Raw genomic sequence first — 23,422 nt, 5'->3', positions numbered from 1 at the left:
ACAAGGATTTATTGTGTCTGCCAGTTCTGATTCTGCTGTACCCGCCCCGTTAACCTCGACAAATAATGCTGAGTCTAGCCCTGATAGTACTGAGGTTAATAATAACTCTATCTCTGACCTAAGTAATTTTTCTGTAAGTAACTTCTTTTTAAGCAACTACGCGGCCGAAGTCGCTAATAGCTGGCTGCTACCTGATGGCGTGGCTGATGTATTATTTGAGGATGCCCAAAAACAAGAAATGCTGCGTCATCAGTTGACCCAACAGCTTGTCACCTACGGCTATCAGATGGTTTGTCCGCCAATGATTGAGTTTACTGAGTCTTTGTTGAGTGAAGCCTCAGAAGATTTAAAACGCCAAACTTTTAAGATTATTGACCAAATTACTGGTCGTTTAATGGGCGTGCGTGCGGACATTACCCCGCAGATTTTGCGTATTGATGCGCATCATGGCGGCGAGGGTGTTGCGCGTTATTGTTACGCCGGTCATGTGATTCATACTTTACCATCGGGCTTATTTGGTTCGCGTACGCCATTACAATTAGGCGCGGAGATTTTCGGTTGTGCGTCACTTAGCGCCGATATTGAGCTGATAGATGTGCTGTTTGGTATGATAGATAAGCTAAATATGAGCGCTGCGTTGCATGTCGATTTGGGTCATGTGGCCATATTCAAGCGCTTAGCAGTATTAGCGCAGTTGTCTGATAATGACACTGAACAACTCATGCATTTATATGCCAATAAGAATTTGCCTGAGCTCAAGCGCGTCTGCCAAGCCTTACCGATGGGTGATGACTTTTATGCCTTGGCGCGCTTTGGGCACGACATGACGCAGCTATTGACCAAGTTATCAGACGCCGCTCAAAAAGACGCGTATATCGCGACAGCGGTTGATGAATTACAACGCTTAACCACTCATTTGCAAGACCAATGGCAATGTCAAGTCAGCATTGATGTGACTGAGCTGTCAGGTTATCACTATCATACCGGTATCGTCTTTAACGGCTATATCAATAATGAGACCCAACCCTTAGTTCGCGGCGGGCGTTTTGATGGCTTGCAAAGCGACAGTCAAAGCAACTGTAATAGTAATGAGCAACAGCCTCGCGCTGCAACGGGCTTTAGTATGGATGTCAGTCGTCTGTTGGCTCATATTCAGCTTGATAAGCCGACAGTCGTTATTGTCGATTATACCGCTATGAATGATGCAGATGAAACACAACTACAAGCATTACAGCAACAAGTTGCGAGTCTACGCCAACGAGGCTATCGCGTCACTATGCCGTTAGATATAGATGACTGTCCTGTAGGCGTCACGCACCGCTTAAACGGTGCGGGCACTCAATGGCAGCTCACAAGCATTTAACTTACAGTTTTTTTCTTAATTTTAGCAATTAATAGTTTTAATATCGAATTTTTCTAGTATTTAATTTCAAGTATAAGAATAGTTATCGTACACACCTCAATACATAAAGGTAAGGATTGATCATGGGTAAGAATGTCGTAGTTTTAGGTAGCCAATGGGGCGACGAAGGTAAAGGTAAAATCGTCGATCTGCTTACCGAAAAAGCCTCAGCAGTTGCACGCTTTCAAGGCGGTCATAATGCAGGGCATACGCTAGTTGTAGATGGTAAAACTACCGTCTTACATTTAATCCCATCTGGTATTCTACGTGAAGGTGTTACCTGCTTCATCGGTAATGGCGTGGTGTTAGCACCTGATGCTTTGCTTATAGAGATGAAAGGTCTAGAGGATAATGGCGTACCGGTTCGTGAGCGTTTGCGTATCTCTCCAAACTGCCCGCTTATCATGCCTTATCACGTGGCACTGGATCAAGCTCGTGAAGCCAAGCGCGGTAGCGGTAAAATCGGTACTACTGGTCGCGGTATTGGGCCTGCGTACGAAGATAAAGTCGCGCGCCGTGCGATTAAGCTTGTGGACTTATTCCGTGATGACTTAGAAGAAAAATTACGTAACCTTATCGAATATCATAACTTCCAATTGACTCAGTATTATAAAGTCGATGCTATTGATTTTGATGAGACTTATAAGCTGTGCCAAGAGTGGAAAAAAGCAATTAAAGGTATGGTTACTGACGTGACCGAAGAGCTCGACCAACTGCGCCGTGCCGGTAAAAACCTGATGTTTGAAGGCGCACAAGGTACTTTACTTGATATCGATCACGGTACTTATCCGTTTGTGACCAGCTCAAGCGTTACCGCTGGCGGCGTATCTACCGGTACTGGTATTGGCCCATTATATTTAGACTACGTATTGGGTATTACCAAAGCTTATACCACCCGTGTGGGTAGTGGCCCATTCCCAACTGAATTGTTCGATGATGTTGGCGCACATTTAGCCAAAGTTGGTCATGAATTTGGTGCGACTACTGGGCGTGCGCGTCGTTGTGGTTGGTTCGATGCTGCAGCCTTGCGTCGTGCAGTTGTATTAAATTCACTAACAGGTATTTGCTTGACCAAGCTTGACGTCTTAGACGGTTTAGAAGAGCTGCTTATTGGTGTTGGTTATGATTTACCAGAAACCGAATGTGCCGGCGCACATGATGCTGAATTCTATGAGTCAGTAACGCCAAAATACGAAACGCTTGAAGGTTGGAGTGAGTCTACCGTTGGCATTACTAACTATGATGACTTACCTGAAAACGCCAAAATCTACATCAAACGCATCGAAGCGTTAATCGATTGCCCAGTTGATATCATCTCAACCGGTCCTGAGCGTGATGAGACTATCGTTTTACGTGATCCGTATGATGCATAGTTTATCTGCTATATAGTTAAAATAGCTTGTTGTGATTGAAAAAAAACCTCAGTGCTAAGCATTGGGGTTTTTTATACTATTTATATAAGGTTTTATTCATAGCATGAACATTAAGTTTACGTTTAGGTAGGCTGCTCTCATAAATTGCCCCTATCATTTATAGTCTCAATCATTATAATAGACAACAATCATACGCTTAGTAAACCACTATAAAGTTATTAGGCATGGTAATCATATATAATATGCTTTGTGTATCAATTTTTCATTTATTAGGAGATTTTCATGGCTATCGAACGTACCTTATCTATCATCAAACCTGACGCTGTTGCTGGCAACCATATTGGCGCAATTTACGACCGTTTTGAACAAGCCGGCCTAAAAATCGTTGCGGCTAAAATGCTGCAACTTGATGACGAAAAAGCAGGCGGTTTTTACGCTGAGCACGCTGAGCGTCCATTTTATAATGATCTAAAATTTTTTATGATGTCAGGTCCGGTATTGGTATCAGTGCTAGAAGGCGAAAATGCCATTGCTAAGCATCGTGAAATCATGGGCGCAACTAACCCAAAAGACGCTGACAAAGGCACTATCCGTGCTGATTTTGCTAGCAGCATCGATGAAAACGCGGTTCATGGTTCAGATTCAGCTGAATCAGCCAAGCGTGAAATCAGCTACTTCTTCAATGATGACGAAGTATGTGCACGCACGCGCTAAGTATTATATTAATAGTGAACCCTATGAATTTATAACTATCAATAGGGTTTAGGATTAACCAGTAGTGTTGCAACAAAATAGCATTGCTAAACGGCTTATATCCGATAGGGTATAAGCCGTTTGACCTATTATTAATTGCTTCATAGGTTTGATTGCTTATTGAAATTGCTGTCCGCTTCCCTCATGATAAGTGTATCTTCATTCTATATCATGGATTTTAAAAGCCAATCATTCATAAAAACCAACCATTGTTAATTAACCAGCGTTATCAATCCTTTATCAGCATAGACTTAATATATAAGCCATACCATCTGCGCTCATAATGGATTGCTAATACCCGATTTTATTGCATTTTTATTTTATGCTAACAAGCTTTTAAGCTAACAAATTTCCATGCTAACAAGCTTTTACGTTAATAAGCTTCTATGCCAACAGGTCACCGATTATGTCAACTCTCACTGAAACTAATGCCACAACTATTGCCACGCACGCTCAGCCAGTACAAGCGCACACCCCAGCTAAACGCAACAATAGCATCAAGCTATTGGATGAGACGCAGGCTAAAACTAATCTATTAGGTATGACAAAAACGCAACTTGCTGACTACTTTAAAAGTATTGGCGAAAAGCCATTTCGTTCTACCCAAGTAATTAAGTGGATTTATCAGCAGGGGGTCACCGACTTTGAACAGATGACCAATTTAAGCAAAGGCTTGCGTGATAAATTGTCAGCCAATGCTTGTGTGACCCCGCCAAAAGTCATCCATCGTCAATATAGTGATGATGGCACCCGTAAATGGGTATTTGAAGTCACTGGTGGCTCGTTGGTCGAAACGGTATTGATACCGGCAGATGATAGCAAGGTCAATGGCCGTAAGACTTTGTGTGTCTCATCACAAGTGGGTTGTGCATTAGATTGCAGCTTTTGTAGTACCGGTAAACAGGGCTTTGAGCGTGATTTGACTGCCGCTGAAATTATCGGTCAGTTGTGGGTCGCTAACGCCTCTTATATGACCGATGATCAAGACAGCTTAGAGGGCGTTGACCATACCTTATGGGACAACCAAGTGACTAATGTAGTCATGATGGGTATGGGCGAGCCGCTGTTGAATTACCGTCCAGTTGTTGGCTCTATGGAGCTGATGTTAAGTGATCATGCGTATGGCTTATCCAAGCGCCGCGTTACCTTATCAACCTCAGGTGTGGTACCCAAAATGTATCAGCTTGCGCAAGATGTCGATGTGGCACTGGCGATATCTTTGCATGCGCCTAACGATGAATTGCGTAACGAGCTGGTTCCGATTAATAAAAAATACCCTTTAAATGAGCTGATTGCCGCTGCAAAAAATTATGTGCATGACGTTAATCCCCGCCATAAGAAACATGTCACTATTGAATATGTCATGCTAGATGGCGTCAATGATCACGATGAACATGCTCATCAGTTGGTAGCTTTATTAGAAGGTTTGCCTAGCAAAATCAATCTGATTCCATTTAATCCTTTTCCACACGCCGGTTACGATAAATCTAGTAATAATCGTATTCATGCCTTTAGTAATATCTTAAGCGAAGCCGGATTTGTTTGTACCATTCGCCAAACTCGCGGCGATGATATTGATGCCGCTTGTGGTCAATTGGTTGGACAGGTCGCGGATCGTACCAGACGTTCTGCGGCGTGGCAGCAAAGTATTAAAGATCGTGAAAACGCTTAAAAATGAGTCATTTATAGCGCGTCAGTTATTGTTTATCCACGTTGATGGTAACAGAAATGTAGTTATAGCAACTAAACTGTACTTATGCAGACTAAATCCATTAAACTGATGGCTCGTTGAATTACAGTGATGAACCTTGATATCGATCCTCAGTTTTATGATGGCGGCCATAATGAGCTCTAAATATTCTTGTCAGATCAAATCTCAAAAATACGTTTACTTACTAGCAACTGCGCTATTGGCCGTCTTACTGACAGGGTGTCAAAATTCTCCAACGAATGATTTGTTGGGTAGCACAAGCTATCAAACGTCAACGCAGCCGAGCAATAACCGTAACACTAATAAAGAAGAGGTAGCACGTGTTCGCACCTCGCTTGCCGCGCAATATATTCGTAAAAATGAGCTTGATTCTGCGCAGCAGCAACTGGAAAAAGCTTTCGCTGCAGATAGCAGATACGCGCCGGCCTATGATATGATGGGCGTTTTATTGCAGCAAGAAGGCAGTCGTCTTAATCTTGAAAAAGCGGATCAATATTTTAAAAAAGCGATTGCGCTTGATAAAGACTTTGAGCAGGCACGTAATAATTATGGTGTGTATTTATCACAGATGAATCGCTATAGTGAGGCGGTAGAGCAGTTTGAAATTGCAGGGTCAGCGCTTGGTTATGACGGCCGTATTGGGGCGCTTGAAAACTTGGGCCGCACTTATATGACACTGAATGACCATCCTGCTGCCGCAAAAGCTTTTTTGCGGGCATTAGATGGCAATCGTAATAGTTTAATTGCTCATATTGAGCTGGTTGACTTGTTGCTTGAACAGCAGCGTATACCGCAAGCACAGCGCCTCTATGAAGAGACGTTGATATTGGTGCAAGGTCAGAGTACAAGTCCGCGTTTGCTATTGCAAGGTATTAAACTTGCCGCCGCTCAAAATGATACCCCTACGCGTCAGCAGTTAGCGCAGCAGCTTTTATCCGCTTATCCATTAAGTGAGGAGGCCAAAAAGCTTAAAACTTGGCTTAATAATCCACAGGCTCCTTGGACATGACCCAATCACTATCAAACGAACAGCCTGCTAAAGCTCAACAATCCTTTGGGGCTATGTTGCAGCACGCCCGACAAAGTAAAAAATTGAGCTTAGAGGAGGCATCAAGTGAGCTGTTTATTTTAAAGCGTCATTTGCAGGCGCTAGAAGATGAAAGTTTTGATGACTTGCCACAAGCCGCCTTTGCTCGCGGTTTTGCGATCAATTATGCGAAGTTTTTGGATTTAGACGCCGCTCAAGTAGCGACCAGCTTTGATGCCACTTATCCTGAGGCGCTTAAGTTGCGCGCAGCAAGCAACAGCGAGTTACCACTGCGGCCTATGGGCACTTTGCAGCGTGATAGCCAGAGCCGAATTCGTTTTAATCCACTATTGATTGTGGCCGTTATTGCCCTGATTGTTTTAGTGATATTCTTATTTCGTATGGTCAGTAATGCCAGTAAAAATGACCAAGCAACAAGTCCGGTTACTGATGAATTAACCGCCACAGAACAAGCGCAAGGCGCAGCGATTAATACTCAAAGTAATGAGATTGGCGCGTCTGGTTCTGCGCTCAATTTGGGCGGTGATAGCGATAATCAGAGCCTAGGCTATGCTTCCTTACAAGTGATATTGACTGATACAGCCATTATTAATATCACTGATGCCTCCGGCAATAGCCTTATGAGCGGCAGTCAGACTCGCGGTGATTATAAACTAACGGGCATGCTGCCATTCAATATTGAAATTGATAATGTCGATAATGTGCGCTTATTGCTAGACCAAGAAACTGTTGTTCTCGATCAATATGCAGCAGGTAAGCGGGCGAGTTTTGAATTGTCACCCTAATTTATAATTTATTTAAGCAGTCGTTTTTTTAAGCCGCTATTTCTATTTTTATATGTTTTGCTCAATCTAAGGATTTTTGTATGTCAACGTCAGCGCCTATTAACCGTCGTCTTACTAAAAAAATATACGTCGGTGATGTTGCCATTGGTGGCGATGCACCAATTAGTGTACAAAGTATGACCAATACTGACACCTGTGATGTGGCAGCAACCGTAGCGCAAATAGAGCGTTGTGTTGAGGCCGGTGCCGATTTTATGCGGGTATCTACGCCAACGATGGATACCGTAGAAGCTTTTGGTAAAATACGCAAATTAGTCAGTGTACCGTTAGTAGCAGACGTCCATTTCGACCACAAAATTGCTCTTGCCGTTGCCGAAGCGGGTGCTGATTGCCTGCGTATTAACCCCGGTAACATCGGTAGCGATGCTAAAGTCCGTGAAGTGGTCGCTTGTGCTAGGCATCATAATATTCCTATCCGCATCGGTGTAAATGCTGGCTCGCTAGAAAAAGAAATCCAGCGCAAATATAGTGAGCCGACAGGTGAGGCGATGCTCGAATCCGCCATGCGCCATATTGATATATTAGAGCGTTTAAACTTTGACCAATATAAAATATCGGTTAAAGCCAGTAATGTATTTTTAACCTTGGATGCGTATCGATTAATATCAGCGCAAATTGATAATCCGCTACATTTAGGGGTCACCGAAGCGGGTGTATATCGTACAGGTGCGGTCAAGTCTGCTATTGCGCTCGGCGGCTTGTTGCTCGATGGTATTGGCGATACTATCCGTATCTCACTAGCTGCGGAACCTGAAGAAGAAATTAAAATTGGTTTTGATATTCTAAAATCGCTTAATATTCGTTCTAATGGCGTCAATTTTATTGCTTGTCCTAGCTGCTCAAGACAAGAGTTTGATGTGATTAGAGTGATGACCGCTTTAGAGTCACGCTTGGAAGACATTCGTGAACCAATGAATTTATCAGTGATTGGCTGTAAAGTTAATGGCCCTGGTGAAGCTAAAGAAGCAGATATTGGTATTGTCGGTGCCACAAAAAAATCGCTAGTATATCGCATGGGCGAAAAAAGCCATCTTATCGATACCAATAATTTGGTCGATGAGATTGAAGGTATGGTACGTTCTCATGCCGAAGAGCTAGCGAAGTTACGCGAAAATGAAATCATTCGGGTAAAATAGCGTTTAGCACCATTAATATAAATTTAAGTACTAAAAATAAAGATAACAGCGATAACGTTTGAGGATGTCACCGTACCATGATTAAAGCAATTAAAGGGTTCAACGATATTTTGCCAGAACAATCGGCAAAGTGGCTGCATTTAGAGGCCGTATTGGCAAACGTATTAGGCAGATATGGTTATGAGCATATTCGCTTGCCTATTGTTGAGCAGACTGATTTATTTGCTCGTGCTATTGGTGGTGCTACGGATATTGTCGAAAAAGAGATGTATAGCTTTACGGATAAGTCTGATCCACCCACGCCGCTCGCGTTGCGTCCTGAAGGGACAGCTGGTGCAGTACGCGCGGTCATTGAGCATAATCTATTGCGCAGTGACACGCCCAAATTATGGTATATCGGCCCGATGTTTCGTTATGAGCGTCCGCAAAAAGGTCGCTACCGTCAGTTTCACCAATTAGGGGTGGAAAGCTTCGGTAGTCCGCTACCGGATGCGGATGCGGAACTCATTGCTATGACTCATCTAATGTGGCAAGAATTGGGCCTAAAAGATGAGATGCGTTTGCAACTAAATAGTTTAGGTGAGCTTGATGAGCGCCATGCGTATCGTGAAGCGCTAGTTGCTTATTTAACCGATAAGCACGATCAGTTAGATGAGGATAGTAAACGCCGCTTGACTACCAATCCGCTGCGTATTTTAGACAGTAAAGAGGCGAGCACTCAAGCCGTGTTGTCCGATGCCCCCAAGCTGGCTGACTTCTTAGGTGCCGATAGTATTATACATTTTGAAGAAGTACAAACCTATCTAACGGCGCTTGGTATCGACTATGAAATCAATCCGCATCTGGTACGCGGTCTTGATTATTATAATAAAACCGTCTTTGAGTGGGTAACGGATAAGCTTGGTAGCCAAGCGACAGTCTGTGCCGGCGGTCGTTATGACGGGCTGATTGGACAATTAAAATCTATCGGTGCCCGTAATGATAAACCTGTTAAGTCTGAGCCTGCTGTTGGCTTTGCGATGGGTCTTGAGCGTCTATTATTATTGATTGATGCGGTTGCGCCATTTGCTGAGACTTCAGCTTGTGATATCTTTGTGGTTACGCACCCTGAGGTGTATAGCGCTGGCATTAATTATGCGCAAAAATTGCGTTATGATCGTCCAGACTTGCGGATTAAAATGGCGAGTGCCACCAGTTTAAAATCGCAAATGAAAAAGGCCGATAAGTCAGGGGCCGCTTTGACAGTGATTTTGGCGCAGCAAGAGCTTGAAGATAATATTATCAGTATTAAAAACATGCAGACCGGTGAGCAAACGACTGCCGCGCAAGATTGGTTATCGGCTGCAGAAAATTTCTCAATATAAATAAATGATTGTATATAGACTTAATTTAAGAAGTTAGTCTTATAGCAACTATACCTCTAGTCACTAGATTTTATCAGGTAAACAAACATGGCTCTGACCCCTAATTCGCCAAATGCAGACAATTCGACGCAAGCGCTTAAGCAGTATGGTAGCTATATCATTACCGCTATTTTATTGGCGCTAGCTGGTTATTTTGGCTGGACGTACTGGCAAGATAACCATGCTCGCGTAGATACCGTTGCCGCCGATCAATATGCAGATATTCAAAGGCTAAATGAAGAAGTCAGTTTGGCTGCGCAAAATCCAGACCTAGAGGCAGAAGCCCAAACCGCACTTGCAGACGGTCGTGCAAAGCTCAATAAAGACATTGATGCGCTGGTCAGCACCCATGGCGGCTCTGTTTATGCGTGGCAAGCGCTCATGATTAAAGCGCGCGGGCAAGTTGATAGTGATGATTTTAAAGGCGCAACTGATAGTCTAAAAAAGGCCTTAGCGATTGATTTGGGTGATGCCGGTTTAAGTGCCGTGACCCGTCTGCGTTATGCCGAAACTTTGCTAGCCTCAGGCGATGCTGATGCGGCGTTAGCTCAAGCTAATAATGATATGCCAAGCTCGTTTGAAGCCAGTCAGCAAGAGCTGTTGGGTGACATTCATTTAGCAAGAAACAATAAAGATGCCGCGATTAAATCTTATAGTAATGCTTGGGAATTATTGCGCGGTCGCAATGAGACGCGTGCGGTATTAGGGCTAAAGATGGAAAGTTTGGGTATTGTTCCTGAAGCAATCAGTGAGCAAGCCAGTCTTGTTCAAGCTTCTACTGCCTCTGAGCAGCCGTTAGTCATCGAGAATATTGAAGAAGGTGAAGTTGCTAATAATCCTAGCGCACCTAATGCTCCAAGCACGCCAGCCCAAGCGACACAGTAAGTCAGTAGAATAATATAAACAGGTAATACTGTCATACTAATATTAATGCATAGCGCTATTTGCTTTTTTATTGCTAGCGGGTATATTAGTCATTTATTGGTTAAATAATAGTCCATTTATTCGTAGTGAGAACATATAATGAACCCATCTATTCGCTCCAATAAAATCATAACAGGCAAGACTATAAAAGCGACTGTCATGCAAGTGGCAGTGTTGGCGCTGATGACGACTGCTGTTATTGGGTGTAACCGTGGTATCAAACCGGTTATTCATGATCCTGTAAAATTAGTACAAATTGCCCAGCCGATTAGTGTGCTGCAGCCAGTATTCAATGTCAATGTTGGCAATAAAAAAGCCAGCAAAAAAGATCCGCTCAGTTTACAAGTGGGCTATGATAACGGCCAAATCGTTCTTGCCTCAAGGGGTGGTGATTTAACCGGTTTTGATAATGCTGGTCAGCGCTTATGGTCAATCAATGTCGGCGAACAAATCACTGGCGGCGTGGCCTTAGATGCGTTCAGTCAAACCGCGGTTATTAGTACCCGTGGCGGGAAAGTGCTGGCCTTTGACAGTATGACAGGTTCTAAACGCTGGCAGCAGCAGCTATCAGGCTCAGTGTTGACGCCAGCATTGATCAGTAATAACCGCGTTATTTTATCGGGTAATGATGGTCTCTTGCATGGTTTGTCGCTACAAACGGGTCAGTCGGTTTGGCAATTTACCACTCAAGTACCGGCAATCAGTGTGCGCGGCGCTGCGGCACCAACGCTATTAGATGATAAAACCGCACTGATTGCTACCGCTGATGGTCGCTTACATGCTATTACCACTGATAGCGGTCTGCCGCAGTGGTCACGTCGCGTCGGTGTGGGCGTGGGTAGTAGCGAAGTCGAACGCATGAGCGATGTCGATGGCATGCCTATCGTTGATAATAATCAGCTGTTTGCAGTCAGCTATAGCGGTCAGCTGTTAGGCATTGATTTGGCATCGCGGCAGGTCATGTTCGTCAATGAGCTTGCCAGTCTTAAAGCACTGGCAGTCAATAACCAGCAAGTGATTGGCACCAGTTTAGACGGCAAGGTTATCGCCTATAACCGCAGCAATGGACAAACATTGTGGGAAAGTGACGCGCTCGGTTATCGTGAGTTAACCAATCCGGTTATGATTGGTAATTATATTGCTGTCGGTGACCTTGATGGGGTGGTGCATTTATTCGATCCGGCGACTGGTAATATCGTGAGCCGCGTCCAGACCAAAGGGGCGCTGACCAATTTACAAGTACAAGACAGCCGCTTGATGACCCAAAGTAAATCAGGGCAAGTAGCCTTTTGGCAATTAGCACGTTAAGCCGTTAGCATGTTAAGCTCAGTGATGACTATTTATAAGACTTTGATTAATGGTTATCATCGAGCTTAATTGTAAAGAAACGACTCTTAATGGTATAAAATTTAAAAGCTGCTTGGACAGCGTTTAACGCCTTGTGTAAATTACTTGTTTAAAACCTTTGTTTCGCGTAATCTATGCGCCCTTAGCAAATTCGCTATATGTTAAACGCTGATTTGTTATTGAGTGGTCGATCGATTGCCATCAAATTAAATTGCTATACTAATCAATCGTTTAGTAGCCGTCAGCTATCTATCTTATTATGACTTTTTTTATTACTATAATCCATTTAAGTTTGCGGTAATATACAGCCTATTCGCTGTCATCATTGTCCGTCACTGAGAGTAACACATGAGTATTAAGCCTGTGGTCGCCTTGATTGGTCGCCCAAATGTAGGTAAATCTACCTTATTTAATCAGTTCACCAAAAGTCGGCAGGCATTGGTTGCCGACCTATCAGGTCTGACCCGCGATCGTCAGTACGGTGATGCCGAATATGAAGGTAAAGCATTTATCGTTGTAGATACCGGTGGTATCGGTGAGGCGGACGATGGCAGGGGTGATATTGACGATTATATGTCTGAGCAGTCGCATACTGCGATTCATGAAGCTGATATCATTGTTTTTGTGGTCGATGCGCGTGCAGGTATGATTGGTGCTGATGCTGAGATTGGCAAGTTTTTGCATACATTAGGCAAGCCAGTCTATGTGGTTGCTAATAAAGTTGATGGCGTTCATGATTCCGCACCCGCTGAATTTTATGCCTTAGGTTTGGGCGAGCCTTATCCTATGGCAGCCAGTCATGGGCGCGGGGTGGGCAATTTACTAGAAGTGCTCACCGCAGATATGCCTGAACAAGAGACGGTACAGGAGCCGAATGGCCTAAAGCTTGCCATTATTGGTCGTCCAAACGTGGGTAAATCGACCTTAGTTAACCGTCTGTTAGGTGAGGACCGAGTGGTAGTATTTGATATGCCAGGCACCACTCGCGACAGTATTTATATTCCCTATAAGCGTGATGGCAAAGATTATGTATTGATTGATACTGCAGGCGTGCGTCGCCGTGGCAAGATCGATGAAAAAGTAGAGAAGTTCTCGGTTATTAAAACCTTGCAAGCCATTGAAGATTCCAATGTCACCATCATTGTCATTGATGCGCAAGAAGGCATCGTTGATCAAGATTTGCATATGATTGGCTATGCGCTTGATGCGGGTCGCGCCTTAGTGGTGGCGATTAATAAATGGGATGGTCTGACCTCCGATCAAAAAAACTATATTAAGATAGAAATGGATCGCCGTTTTAACTTTATACCCTATGTTAAAGTGCATCTAATATCGGCCTTGCACGGTACTAATGTCGGCAATTTATATCCATCAATTTTGCGTGCTTATCAATCGTCGATGTTCGAGGTATCAACCAATCGCTTGACCCAAATCTTGCAAGATACCGTTGCAGCCAGCCCACCGCCAACCGTTGGTGGTCGCCGAATTAAACTGCGTTATGCCCATATCGGCGGTCATAATCCACCGGTGATTGTTATTCATGGTAACCAAACGGGCTCTCTACCTAAGAGCTATCAGCGCTACCTTGAAAACCAATTCCGTCAAGTATTTAAGTTAGAGGGCACACCGCTTAATGTGGTCTTTAAGCTCAATGAAAATCCATTCGCTAATAAAAGTGACACCCCAACCAAAGCAAAAGAGCAACAGCTGCGCCAGCGTGAGCGTAATCGTGCGCAAAAGTTCACAACGCGTGATAAAAAGAATGATAAAAATAGCACTAAAAAACGTTAAATATGCTGCTTAAGGTGTCTATTAAGTTTTTCACTATTTTTTATTCCAATATTTTTTGTCTTTATATTATCTGTTTTTATAACTTTTTACCCGTAATTTATAATGGTGGCTCCAGAAGCCATCATTATAAATTATCACTAAATAAACATAATTTTTTCTTATCATGTAATATCAACCTAAGTGCTCCCAACGTTACTAAGTCGCATGTATACATATTCTGCTAGAACTATCCCTACTCATATTCGACGTTCTGTCCTGCAAGCGATTGCCATTGTTATTATCGCCACTTTTTTATTATCTTTTGTTTATGGCTTTGTCCCTCATTATCAACAGTGACTCTACTGCTGATGGTGCTAATTTGGTCGTCTGACAAGTCGGCGTCTTATTAGAAGATGATTTGAGTATCGAAAGCATTGTCTTTTATTCAACCGATCATCCAGTCGTTACCCTTAATCGAGCCGCCGTCGGACAGACAACCAATGATTGGTACAACGCTTTGTTTGCCGATAGTATCAGCTTCAACCGGGCGGTCACCAGCCATTATATGACCGGCAGCGGGACCCAATACTCTAATCTTAGTAAGCAGCTATCAACGACATTGTCTAGTAGTAGCAGTGCTGCGAATGTGATTAATGATGCGCTATCAGATCACAATATCCTAGTCGGTTATATTAATATCACTATAGATATTGATAAGCTACGTTGGAATTGGTTTTTTAGAAATATTTGGTTGTGGCTGGCGACTATTGGCTTGAGTCTGGGCTGGATATATTTTATCTTGCGTAAACTGAACTGGCTATCTAAAGACATCGCGAATCTAGCAAAGGTTTGCGAGATTGGCACTTACCACCTTATTTGACCGCTTAAAAGTGGCGGAGCAAAAGGTTGAGAAGCTGGCCGCTTTTGAGGAGCAGCTGCACAATAAAAACTTGTCGCTCGATGTTCAGCGTTACAACTTGCAAAGTATGATCACTCATGAGCTAAAAACATCGTTAAATGCCATCTCTGGCGGCTTACAGCTGCTAAATCCTCAAACGCTGAATGAGGAGCAAAATGACGTATTAGCCATTATACATAAAGGCAGTCAGCATTTAGACAGCACGTTTGAGCAAATTATTCAGCTAAATAAGATAGAAAAGGGCCAAGTTGGGGTCAGTCTCGGTGACTTTAATCCCTTACAGCTATTAGCGGATTTATTATCTGAGTTCGAGCAAATAGCTAAGCAAAAAGGCCTAGAGCTTACCAGCCGAACTCAACATATGGACTATGCTCTTGAAGGGGATATCAATAAAATTAAGCAAGTCATCTCGACATTAATAGAAAATGCCATTAAGTTTACGGTATCAGGACAAATTATCGTTGAGGAGCTGCAACGTCTTGGGGCTTCGGTAAGCTGTCATCAGTATGAGCTATCCGTCGTAGAACAGTTGACGATGACTCACGTAGATATGGTGATGGTTGCAGAGGTGTATTGCCGGAGAAAGCCGTCCAGTTAGCGCGTTATATCCGTGAGCAGGAGGGTACCACTCGGGTATTATTAGTCTATTGGTATCCGCCGCATAAAAGCTATTCTTTGGACAGTTTTGAGTATGGTTTAAGGGCAGTGGGCGTTGATTTGTGTCATAGTGCGACGAGCGATAGCCAGGTACTACGCAATCTGCTCAAAAAATGGCTGGCTTAAGTAGTGTTTATAATTAATTGCCGATGGTAATAAAAAAGACGCCAAATATCAATAGATAGGCTTCTTTTTTATTGGGGATTATACGGTTTGTTTATTGCGAGAGCTTAGAATAGATCTTGTGCCCAGCGCATTACATGTTGCCACATACGAGTTATAAAGCCTGCTTGTGCAACATCATTGGTCGCGACGATAGGCACTGAAGCTACTGTTTTGCCATCAATCACGGCCATCATTTGGCCAACTTGCTGGCCCTTTTTGATAGGTGCTTCTACACTATCTGGAATATCAATGGCGGTAGAGATTCTATTTCTTTCAGTTTTACGGGTTAGGACTTGCAGGTGATCAGCGGTAGCCAGTTCTATCTCTTTTGCTTCTCCGAACCATACTGGTAGATTGCCAACGAACTGTCCTGTAGGCGCCTTAGTAACGGTAGTGAAGTGACCATAGCCCCAGTTGAGTAGCTCGCGCGACTGATCGGCACGTTCTTGCTGACTCTTACTGCCCATAATGACAGAAATTAGGCGCATATCATCGCGATTGCTTGAAGCAACCAAACAATAGCCAGCGGCATTGGTATGACCTGTTTTTAGGCCATCAACAGTAGGGTCGGTAGCGAGTAGAGCGTTACGGTTACCTTGAGTGATACCATTATAAGTAAACTCTTTTTCCGCATAGATATCGTAATATTTACCGCTGTTCTTAATAATAGCACGGGCGAGAGTGGCCAAATCAATTGCCGAAGCTTCATGACCGACATCAGGCATTCCGGTGGCGTTCACGAAATGGGTGTTCTTCATCCCTAGATTCTTTGCTTGATCATTCATTAGCGTGGCAAATGAAGATTCGCTACCGGCAATATATTCAGCCATGGCTTTAGAAGCATCATTGCCGGATTGAATGATGATGCCGCGCAGCATGTCGATAACGCTGGCTGTTTTATTGACGGGTACGTACATGCAAGACTGGCTGCTACTACCACGGCACCACGCATTCTCGCTCATCAGCACTTGTTCCTCCTCAGTCAGATCACCTGCAGCCAAACGCTGCTCAATGATATAACTGGTCATCATCTTAGTCAGTGATGCGGGTGGCAGCGCCTGATCGGCATTTTTTTGTGCTAATATTTCACCGGTATTATAATCCATCAATACATAGGCCACATTTTCCATTTCAGGCGGTTGAATGGCAGCATTCGCTATCCCTACGCTCATAGAAATACTGATACTCACTACCAGTTGTACGAACTGTTTTTTTACATGCTTTACTGTCATAAACTGTTACACCACATCATGAAACCAAGTGGTCTAACGCTGCGATTGCCATCCGCTAATAGGGGTGACTATAAAGAACGATAGACATAAGATTAAGGCCTTACCGCGGCAATATACTTCCTTAAAAGGAAACGATAGCTAAGCTGACATAAGATATTAATAACGCAGGCAAGAATAGTCTAAAAAGCAGTTCGCGGCAATAGGCAGGGGCAGTATCACTTAGATTTATCTATAAGCATAAAAAAAACTTGCTGCAAACCACTTAATATTTAAACGGCTGGCAGCAAGTTCTTTACTAAATTTCATGCGGCTTAACTAAGACTTCGCTAATAAAAATTACTTGTAACTAATAAAAGGTCGTGATTATCATTACCTTTTATGTTTTACATGTTTACAGTTTGCATGCTCTTTACATAAATTACTTTTTAAAAATCAGCATTGGCTAAATCTTCACATATCGCTTTGTTATCTTGCTTAGAGAAACCCATCGTCCAGCTACGAATACCTTGTAGAATTTGACGATAGTCTTGCTGAGTAGATAGATATTGAATCGCTGCTTTCGGATCATCCAAAGTTGGCATTAATTCATGCAACTGTACGTTATAAGACTTATAAAAACGCTGCTTTTGATTGCCATTCAGCATCGGCGGACAAATCTCAGACAACACTTGCATCACGGCAATTTCATGTTTGGTAATATTCATTCCAGACATATCAAGCGGAATAGTCGTTGTGTTATTGGCCGCATTGGTAGTTTGAGACAGCATGGCAACCGAAGTTATCAGCCCCACCACGCCAACTTTTGATGCTGTTTTTGATGCCATGGAAACTATAGATAATATCGATTGCATATTCATTCAGTATCACACTCGCTTTGCTTTATTTGATGGTCTTATGGTAATGGGAAAAAAAACAAAAGTCACATAAAATATTGATTTATGTGTAGATATCTTGTGACCTAATGGCCGTCTGTAGCAACAAATCCGTAGCATCTGCTAACAAGTTACGCCAAGATTAATAGATGAGTGGAAATTGTTGCGGCTGGTAACATTAGCGGTAGAATATATTTTATGACAATGACAGGAGTGCTTATTCTAGGGAACTAATATTTTGAGCCACTTTTGATGGTAAGTTAATTTGGATGATAGACCACTTTTTAAGAATTTGACATTAACTTGCTAATTTACGGTTTGTATTTATCATCTAAGTTAAGACTTAGTTTATGACCGTTCACTATTCAGGTATACTCGCCCTAAAGTTATAAGCTTGCCCTGCCGATTTGGATTTATTAAGAGTGAGTCAGTCTCTAGCCAACTTCTGCTATTGCTAATAATTGTAGTCTTACATAATACTTCTGTGCAAATATTATGTGTAAGACTTTATCTTTCACCTTTCATATCTATATCCAACTGCTTGTCTTGCCAATAAAAAGCTATTTTCATAATAGTGTTATATAGGATGCTACTATCTATATATTAATGCTTATCATTGCAAAATAGGATAACAAAAGCACAAGAACAGCATTAAAGCGTTGGCTTATTATAGCAATTTTATAATAACAAAATGGATAAGCAGACAGACGGTCAGATATGAGTAGCAGCTATGAGTATAAAAGCCGACATGAAGTTTTTGATTAGTAACGATGATGGGGTACATGCGCCAGGGTTGCTGGCACTGTATCAGGCGTTGTCTGAAATTGGGGAGGTGATGGTTGTCGGCACCGATGCCGAACAAAGCGGCTCTGTTAGTACACTGCATATCTCCCAGCCATTATATGCCCATGAACTGGCGTCAGGGTTTATAGCTGTTAATAGCTCGCCAGCGGATTGTTTCTATTTGGCTTTGCACCAATTATATCGTGAGATAGATTTTGATTGTGTGATTACAGGTATCAATTCAGGCGCGAACTTAGGGCAAGACGTGTTGTTTTCGGGTACTTTTGGGGCAGCATTGTCCGCGCAGTTGTTTGGGATACCAGCGATTGCCACCTCTTTAGTTGGTGGCGCTATTAAAGGTAGCGGGCAAGACAAGGCCAACCAGTATCAAAGGGCGCAAAATTACACGTCTAAATCACAGTCAGCTGGCGCAGCCGGTACCTCATGTGGTTGATCCACGCGGGCGTGATGCCTATTGGTCTAACGATACAGATGATCAGGCCGTGACGGCAGGCTATATTAGTCTATCACCCGTTAGGTTGCATCATACGCCGACCACCACGCTGGATTAGTTGTCAGCATTGGCATTATAAGTTGCGGCCTATATAATGACTAACGCATTTTCCACATTGCGTATGATTTAAGCGATGTATACTGCCAAATGCCATAGCGTGCTCATGAATAACATAAAGTATAGGAAACCTTGTATGAAAAAGCTCACTTTTGGATCGCAGCTTGCGACCGCAGCATTAGTCGGTACGCTGACGCTTGCGATGACGGGCTGTGCAACTAAGCCTACTTATCAGCCGGCATCGTCAGGCCCTAAGATTATTACTAATGCCCAAGGTGTGCCTAATTACCATTTGGTGAAGCGCGGTGATACCGTCAGCCAGATTGCCTCACGTTATCACTTGAGCTATCGTCAAATTGGTGCGCTTAATAGGCTTGATAGTCAATACACTATTTATAGTGGGCAGATGCTCAAACTCTGGCAAGGTGGTCAATCTCAGTCTGCTAATAGCAATGCCAATTCAGCACCAGTCTATAATCAGACGCCAGGCTCATCTCCCAACTCTTCATCCAATAATGCCTATGAAGTGACGGCCAATGCTACTTCAGGCTATGAATATCCAAGTAGTAATCCTGTCGTTCGTAATTTTGATGAGGCGGCTAATCAACTGGGTATGTTATTTTCGGGTAAAGAAGGGGATCCCGTACTTGCTAGCCAAAGCGGCACCGTACTTTATGCCGGTAATGGCTTGTCAGAATATGGTAACCTTATTATGATTCGCCACAGTGAAAATTACATCACAGCCTACGCACATAACAGTCAGATTATGGTAAAAGAGGGTGATCCCGTACAACGAGGTCAGCGTATTGCTAGCATGGGTAAGACTGGCCAGACCAATCAGGTAGGGTTAGAGTTCCAAGTACGTCTTGGTGGTAATCCCATTGATCCCCGTGCTGTGTTAGGGAATTAATAGACTATTCAGCATATAACGCTTAAATAGATGTAAAAAAACCTACCGTTAAAAATAACGGTAGGTTTTTTACTGAGTGGCTGTTATAAAGTTCGGTAAATATTATGCACTTGGCTTAGCCTTAATAGGTGTCTTTTTTAGCAATTTTGGCGCACGAATCCCATGTATAAAGATGGACGTTAAGATGACCATAGAGCAGACCACCCATAATTTAATCGCGTCATCTTCGCTAAAAAAACCTTGATTGAGTGCATAAGATAAATAGTATAGCGTCCCAATACCGCGAATACCTAGCGCGGATATGGCGTATTTTTCTGTACGTGGCAGCTTCAATCCTGATAGTGCAATAAACCCACCAATTGGGCGTATTAAAAATAAGAATATAAAACTAACAATATATACTCGCCACGTCAGCTCGACTCCTGATTGTAACCCTTGTCCGATAAATATACCAAAAGTCACCAGTACCAGTGACATCAGAAGGCCTTCTGACTGTTCAGCAAAATCGTGCAGCTTTTGATGGTAAGTGTTCTCCCACTCTGATCGCCGAAATGCAAAAGCGGCGACAAATACGGCAATAAAACCATAACTGTTGACATATTCGGCCACCCCATAAGCGAGTAATGTCAGTGCAATCACTACATAGCCTTGAGAAATCGCAGTACCGTGCGTACGTTTTGAGAATATTAATTTCGCCAAAATTTTGCCGACCATTACCCCAACTACTAAGCCTGCACCGATTTTCCATAGCACATCATAGGTAAACCACGACCATAACATCTCACCGCTGAAACGCTGCCCTTTATCATAGGCTTCTGCTATTTTAATTGCTAAATAAACAAAGGGAAATGCTAAGCCATCATTTAATCCTGCCTCTGAGGTTAAGGTAAAGCGCGCTGTATCTTCACCGCCGGTGTTAGGCGGTCCCACCTGAATACTGGAGGCCAGCACGGGATCGGTAGGCGCAAGTGCCGCCCCGAGCAAAATCGCTGCCCCCATGCTCAAACCAAATGCGTAGTAGCCCAAAAATGCCATTGCAAAAATACCAATCGGCATGGTAATGAGTAATAGACGCACGGTAGGACGCCATAATCGCCAAGCGAGATCCGTATCGATTTTAATACCTGCACCGACTAGCGATACCAGCACCACAATTTCAGTGAGCTTCTCGATAATAAAGCCGTGATTTAACGGGTCTAAAAATGACAAGGTTGTCCACCAGTAGCCCATCATCATTCCAAAACTCACCTGTAGCATGGGTAAGGATATAGGCGCGCGTTTAAACATAATGGGAAACAATGCCCCAAATAAAAATGCGATACCGCAGACTAATAAGAATAAATTATAGTTTTCAATCATAAGTTTGGCGCACACGGTTATATTAATTTTAATCAGGAATAGAGTCTTAAAGCGGATGGTTATAAGGTTTATAGTCAACTGGTAACCTGCCGCCTATCATGACGGTAAAAGCAGGCAAGTTCCGCAAACAATCGTTATCAGAACGGCTACTACGTTGTTTTTTGGTGAAAAAGAAGCCTGCATTAAGCAGGCTTCTTTTTAATCTAAGAATCATTTAACTTAAAAAACTAAGAGTGATTGAAAATCGCTTTAAACTGTTTTAAAACACCCACCCTAATAAAAAAAGCGTGAGTATTTTAAAGGGTGCTTAGCGCTCGACTTGGCTCACATCACGTATAGCACCAGTATCGGCACTGGTAGTCATCGCAGCATAGGCGCGTAGAGCAGGTGATACATGACGCACGCGGCTGGTAGGCTTCCACGCATCACGTCCACGACTTTCCATCTCTTCACGGCGGGCAGCCAATTCAGCGTCACCAACCAGCATGTTGATGGTACGGTTCGGAATGTCGATGTGGATGGTATCGCCTTCTTGTACTAAACCAATCGCGCCGCCTTCAGCCGCTTCAGGGCTGGCATGCCCAATCGATAAGCCTGATGTACCACCAGAAAAACGTCCATCAGTTAATAGCGCACACTCTTTACCCAAACCTTTGGACTTCAGGTAAGTGGTAGGGTAAAGCATCTCTTGCATACCGGGACCACCTTTAGGACCCTCATAACGGATAATGACTACATCACCGGGAACGATACTATCAGCTAATACAGCGGCTACCGCGTCATCTTGTGACTCAAAGAGTCGCGCGCGTCCGGTGAAGGCTAAAATGCTGTCGTCAACGCCGGCGGTTTTGACCACGCAGCCGCGCTCGGCAATATTACCGTAAAGCACCGCAAGGCCACCATCTTCTGAATAAGCATGCTTGGCACTACGGATACAGCCTGACTCACGGTTAACGTCGAGGTTTGACCATTCTTGTGATTGTGAGAAGGCCTCAGTCGTTCGTACGCCCCCTGGAGCTGCGATATAGCGTGCCCGCGCCTCAAGATTGTCAGGATTCATAATATCCCACTTATCAATCGCTTCTTTCATTGTCGGGCTATGAATGGTCGGCAAGTCAGTGGTGAGCAAGCCGGCACGGTCAAGCTCGGCCAACAGCGCAAATACACCACCAGCACGATGCACATCTTCCATATGATACTTTTCCGAGGCAGGAGCAACCTTAGCCAGACAAGGCACATTGCGACTTAAGCGGTCAATATCAGGCATTTTAAAGTCGACTTCTGCTTCATTAGCGGCAGCCAGTAAATGCAAAATGGTATTGGTCGAGCCACCCATGGCGATATCTAAGGTCATGGCATTTTCAAAGGCCGCTTTAGTAGCGATTGAGCGCGGCAGAACTGAATCATCATCTTGCTCATAGCGACGTTTGGCAAGGGACACAATAGTACGTCCGGCTTCTAAGAACAGCTCGCGACGCAGCGAGTGAGTCGCTAACAGCGAGCCATTACCTGGTAATGCTAAGCCTAATGCTTCGGTCAAGCAGTTCATAGAGTTAGCAGTGAACATCCCAGAGCACGAACCGCAAGTGGGACAAGCTGAGGCTTCAATAGCGGCGACATCTTCATCGCTAATGCTGTCATCTGCGGCGTCCATCATCGCATCGACTAAGTCTAGTTTACGAACCTTACTGCCGTTACTGTCGTCAGTATTATGGCTTTTACCAACCGTACTGGCTAGAATTTTACCCGCTTCCATCGGGCCACCTGAGATAAATACCGTTGGAATATTTAGACGCATTGCTGCCATCACCATACCCGGAGTAATTTTATCGCAGTTAGAAATACACACCAAGGCATCCGCACAGTGAGCATTGACCATATATTCCACAGAGTCAGCAATCAAGTCACGGCTGGGCAAGGAGTACAGCATGCCGCTGTGTCCCATCGCGATACCGTCATCGACTGCAATGGTATTAAATTCTTTGGCGACGCCGCCAGCACTTTCAATCTCGCGCGCGACCATTTGTCCTAAGTCTTTAAGATGTACGTGACCGGGCACAAACTGGGTAAATGAGTTAGCAATGGCGATAATGGGTTTGCCAAAGTCACCATCAGTCATGCCCGTGGCGCGCCATAGTGCTCGCGCACCTGCCATATTACGACCACCGGTAGATGTTTTTGAGAGATAATCCATACAATATTCCTTACGATTAGGCGATGTGTATTCGAAACAAGGCAGATA

General features: G+C 43.7%; 22 protein-coding genes. 18 read left to right on the top strand and 4 right to left on the bottom strand.

What is annotated here, in order from left to right:
- The first annotated feature begins 13 nt into the window (after positions 1–13).
- From JMY06_RS05760 to JMY06_RS11790, 15 genes are all read left to right on the top strand, one after another.
- Positions 14–1,363, top strand: coding sequence for an ATP phosphoribosyltransferase regulatory subunit (locus JMY06_RS05760; protein WP_265087879.1), 1,350 nt, complete (start codon positions 14–16; stop codon positions 1,361–1,363).
- 122 nt (positions 1,364–1,485) lie between these two features.
- Positions 1,486–2,775 carry an adenylosuccinate synthase gene (locus JMY06_RS05755; RefSeq protein WP_201617042.1) on the top strand — a complete coding sequence of 430 codons (1,290 nt, stop codon included), beginning with the start codon at positions 1,486–1,488 and terminating at the stop codon, positions 2,773–2,775.
- 282 nt (positions 2,776–3,057) lie between these two features.
- Positions 3,058–3,489: a nucleoside-diphosphate kinase gene (gene ndk / locus JMY06_RS05750; RefSeq protein WP_201617040.1), complete on the top strand. Its 432-nt coding sequence runs from the start codon at positions 3,058–3,060 to the stop codon at positions 3,487–3,489.
- Between the two features lie 445 nt (positions 3,490–3,934).
- Positions 3,935–5,200, top strand: coding sequence for a 23S rRNA (adenine(2503)-C(2))-methyltransferase RlmN (rlmN, locus tag JMY06_RS05745; protein ID WP_413786888.1), 1,266 nt, complete (start codon positions 3,935–3,937; stop codon positions 5,198–5,200).
- A 172-nt stretch (positions 5,201–5,372) separates the two neighbouring features.
- Entirely contained in the window at positions 5,373–6,248 is an 876-nt protein-coding gene (gene pilW / locus JMY06_RS05740) for a type IV pilus biogenesis/stability protein PilW (protein WP_227672198.1), read from the top strand.
- Complete coding sequence (locus JMY06_RS05735; protein WP_201617039.1) at positions 6,245–7,072, top strand: helix-turn-helix domain-containing protein; 828 nt, start codon at positions 6,245–6,247, stop codon at positions 7,070–7,072. The genes pilW and JMY06_RS05735 overlap by 4 nt, the downstream gene beginning before the upstream one ends.
- 80 nt (positions 7,073–7,152) lie before the next feature.
- Entirely contained in the window at positions 7,153–8,268 is a 1,116-nt protein-coding gene (gene ispG / locus JMY06_RS05730) for a flavodoxin-dependent (E)-4-hydroxy-3-methylbut-2-enyl-diphosphate synthase (protein ID WP_201526801.1), read from the top strand.
- Positions 8,269–8,345: 77 nt separating this feature from the next.
- Positions 8,346–9,632, top strand: a complete 1,287-nt coding sequence (gene hisS, locus JMY06_RS05725) for a histidine--tRNA ligase (protein WP_201617037.1) — start codon at positions 8,346–8,348, stop codon at positions 9,630–9,632.
- 87 nt (positions 9,633–9,719) lie between these two features.
- A complete protein-coding gene (locus JMY06_RS05720; RefSeq protein ID WP_201617035.1) occupies positions 9,720–10,556 on the top strand; it encodes a YfgM family protein in 837 nt (278 codons plus the stop codon).
- A gap of 138 nt (positions 10,557–10,694) precedes the next feature.
- Positions 10,695–11,903, top strand: coding sequence for an outer membrane protein assembly factor BamB (gene bamB / locus JMY06_RS05715; protein ID WP_201617033.1), 1,209 nt, complete (start codon positions 10,695–10,697; stop codon positions 11,901–11,903).
- 387 nt (positions 11,904–12,290) lie between these two features.
- Entirely contained in the window at positions 12,291–13,733 is a 1,443-nt protein-coding gene (gene der, locus JMY06_RS05710) for a ribosome biogenesis GTPase Der (RefSeq protein ID WP_201617032.1), read from the top strand.
- A gap of 204 nt (positions 13,734–13,937) precedes the next feature.
- Positions 13,938–14,069, top strand: coding sequence for a hypothetical protein (locus JMY06_RS11895; protein WP_265087878.1), 132 nt, complete (start codon positions 13,938–13,940; stop codon positions 14,067–14,069).
- Positions 14,070–14,130: 61 nt separating this feature from the next.
- The gene (locus tag JMY06_RS11800) at positions 14,131–14,592 is read left to right on the top strand and encodes a hypothetical protein (protein ID WP_227672197.1); all 462 of its coding nucleotides are present in this window, start codon (positions 14,131–14,133) and stop codon (positions 14,590–14,592) included.
- Positions 14,570–15,229 (top strand): sensor histidine kinase, encoded by a 660-nt coding sequence (locus JMY06_RS11795; protein WP_227672196.1) that lies wholly within the window; start codon positions 14,570–14,572, stop codon positions 15,227–15,229. Before JMY06_RS11800 ends, JMY06_RS11795 begins: the two co-directional genes overlap by 23 nt.
- Positions 15,205–15,414: a hypothetical protein gene (locus JMY06_RS11790; RefSeq protein ID WP_227672195.1), complete on the top strand. Its 210-nt coding sequence runs from the start codon at positions 15,205–15,207 to the stop codon at positions 15,412–15,414. The genes JMY06_RS11795 and JMY06_RS11790 overlap by 25 nt, the downstream gene beginning before the upstream one ends.
- Before the next feature lie 104 nt (positions 15,415–15,518).
- On the opposite strand, the gene JMY06_RS05700 is transcribed toward JMY06_RS11790, so the two are convergent.
- Positions 15,519–16,685, bottom strand: a complete 1,167-nt coding sequence (locus tag JMY06_RS05700; RefSeq protein ID WP_201617023.1) for a D-alanyl-D-alanine carboxypeptidase family protein — start codon at positions 16,683–16,685, stop codon at positions 15,519–15,521.
- 425 nt (positions 16,686–17,110) lie between these two features.
- Positions 17,111–17,536, bottom strand: a complete 426-nt coding sequence (locus tag JMY06_RS05695; RefSeq protein WP_227672194.1) for an MCR_0457 family protein — start codon at positions 17,534–17,536, stop codon at positions 17,111–17,113.
- 751 nt (positions 17,537–18,287) lie between these two features.
- Here JMY06_RS05695 and JMY06_RS05690 point away from each other — a divergent pair.
- The 3 genes from JMY06_RS05690 (at position 18,288) to JMY06_RS05685 (ending at position 19,821) form a co-directional block, all read left to right on the top strand.
- On the top strand, positions 18,288–18,794 hold the full coding sequence (locus tag JMY06_RS05690) for a 5'/3'-nucleotidase SurE (RefSeq protein WP_227672193.1): 507 nt from the start codon (positions 18,288–18,290) through the stop codon (positions 18,792–18,794).
- Entirely contained in the window at positions 18,787–18,912 is a 126-nt protein-coding gene (locus tag JMY06_RS11890; protein ID WP_265087877.1) for a hypothetical protein, read from the top strand. The genes JMY06_RS05690 and JMY06_RS11890 overlap by 8 nt, the downstream gene beginning before the upstream one ends.
- Before the next feature lie 135 nt (positions 18,913–19,047).
- Positions 19,048–19,821, top strand: coding sequence for a M23 family metallopeptidase (locus JMY06_RS05685; RefSeq protein ID WP_201617021.1), 774 nt, complete (start codon positions 19,048–19,050; stop codon positions 19,819–19,821).
- Positions 19,822–19,923: 102 nt separating this feature from the next.
- Here JMY06_RS05685 and JMY06_RS05680 read toward each other — a convergent pair whose 3' ends face one another.
- Positions 19,924–21,180 (bottom strand): cation:proton antiporter, encoded by a 1,257-nt coding sequence (locus tag JMY06_RS05680; RefSeq protein ID WP_201617019.1) that lies wholly within the window; start codon positions 21,178–21,180, stop codon positions 19,924–19,926.
- A 307-nt stretch (positions 21,181–21,487) separates the two neighbouring features.
- Complete coding sequence (gene ilvD / locus JMY06_RS05675; RefSeq protein WP_201617017.1) at positions 21,488–23,374, bottom strand: dihydroxy-acid dehydratase; 1,887 nt, start codon at positions 23,372–23,374, stop codon at positions 21,488–21,490.
- Between the last annotated feature and the right edge of the window lie 48 nt (positions 23,375–23,422).

This window comes from Psychrobacter urativorans, assembly GCF_904846675.1.
GTDB lineage: Bacteria > Pseudomonadota > Gammaproteobacteria > Pseudomonadales > Moraxellaceae > Psychrobacter > Psychrobacter urativorans_B.
Note: the sequence above shows the minus strand (reverse complement) of the source record. Positions and strands in the feature narration are given on the sequence as shown.